The sequence below is a fragment of the Streptomyces sp. NPDC001980 genome (assembly GCF_040296885.1).
In the GTDB taxonomy this organism is placed as follows: Bacteria; Actinomycetota; Actinomycetes; order Streptomycetales; family Streptomycetaceae; genus Streptomyces.
On record NZ_JBEOYD010000110.1, the window covers coordinates 1 to 1,636 of the forward strand.

Annotated in this window: 2 protein-coding genes; both read right to left on the reverse strand. The window is 68.1% G+C overall.

The window, feature by feature from the left end:
* Window positions 1–256, reverse strand: a 256-nt coding sequence (locus tag ABT137_RS50940; RefSeq protein ID WP_351720893.1) for a beta-ketoacyl synthase N-terminal-like domain-containing protein, incomplete at its 3' end; no start/stop codon positions are given.
* Between the two features lie 42 nt (window positions 257–298).
* Window positions 299–1,636 (reverse strand): type I polyketide synthase (locus ABT137_RS50945; RefSeq protein ID WP_351720895.1); only part of this gene is annotated, 1,338 nt, incomplete at its 5' end.

The following is a 1,636-nucleotide window of genomic DNA, read 5'->3' on the forward strand; positions in this document are numbered from 1 at the left end:
CCGGATCCGGGTCATACAGACCATCCACATCCCAGCCCCGGCCGACCGGAAACTCCCCCACCGCATCCACACCCTCGGCCACCAGCCGCCACAGACCCTCCGGCGACGCCACCCCACCCGGATAACGGCACCCCATCCCCACGATCGCAATCGGCTCGTGTGCTTTCTCCTCGGCCTCGTGCAGGCGTCGGCGCGCGTCACGCGCGTCCGCGATGGCCCGCTTGAGATAGTCGCGAAGCTTGTCGTCGTCAGCCACGTGCTCTCAGCTCTCCGGGATGGGGGTTGATGGCATTCGGGTTCAGTCGAGTTCGTCGACGAGGGCGAACAGTTCCTCGTCGGTCGCGGACTCCAGGTCCTCGTGGGAGTCGGCGATGCGCTCGCTGTCGTGGTCGTTCATGTGAGCGATGTCCAGCAGTTCCTGCAGGCGCGCGATGATGCGCTCGTGGCGCTGCCGTTCGTCCGTGACCGTGACTGCGGCTCGCAAGGAGGCCTCCATCCGGTCCATTTCCTTGAGGAGGGCCGAGACGTCCGCGTCGGGCGACGCGCCCTCCGATGCCAGTGCCGCGCCGAGATGGGCGGCGAGGGCGGCGGGGGTGGGGTGGTCGAAGGCCAGTGTGGTGGGCAACCGGAGGCCGGTGGCCGCACCCAGCTGGTTGCGCAGTTCGACGGCGGTCAGGGAGTCGAAGCCCATGTCCTGGAAGGACCGGTCGGCGTCGAGGTCGCCGGGATCCCCGTACCCCAGGACGGCGGCCACCCGGCCTCGGACCAGGTCCGCCAGTGCCCGTTCGCGCTGTGCAGGGGGCAGGCCGGCCAGCTGGTGTGCCAATGACGTCTCGTCGGTGGGCGCGGTCTGTGTGGCCAGTGTGGTGCGGCGTCGCGGCCGCGCCGGCACAAGACCCCGGAGCATCGGCGCCGGCTCCTCCTGCCCCCGCAAAACCGCCATGTCCAGCCGGGTCAGCGCAAGCACCGCCTCACCACTCGCCAGACCCGCATCAAACAAGCCCATCGCATCATCCGAGGCCAACGGAAGCAGACCCAACCGCGACAACCTCCGCAGATCCCCCTCCCCAAGATGACCCGTCAACTCACCCGACTGCTCCCACAACCCCCACGCCAACGACACCCCCGGCAGACCCAACGCCCGCCGATACACCACCAACGCATCCAAAAACGCATTCCCCGCCGCATAATTCGCCTGCCCCGCCGTACCCAACAACCCCGCCAACGACGAATACACCACAAACGCCGACAGATCACACCCCCGCGTCAACTCATGCAAATGCCACGCCGCATCCACCTTCGGCCGCAACACCCGCTCCAACCGCCCCACCGACATCCCCGCCACCACACCGTCATCCAGCACACCCGCCACATGCACCACCGCACTCAACGACCCCCCAACCCCCGCCAACACCCCAGCCAACGCCTCCCGATCCCCCACATCACACGCCGCGAACTCCACCCGCTCCGCACCCAACCCCAACAACTCATCACGCAACACACCCGCACCCACAGCCCCACCACCCCGACGCCCCACCAACAACAAACGCCGCACCCCGTGCTCCACCACCAAATGCCGAACCAACACCCCACCCAACACACCCGTCGCACCCGTCACCAACACCGTCCCCCCACC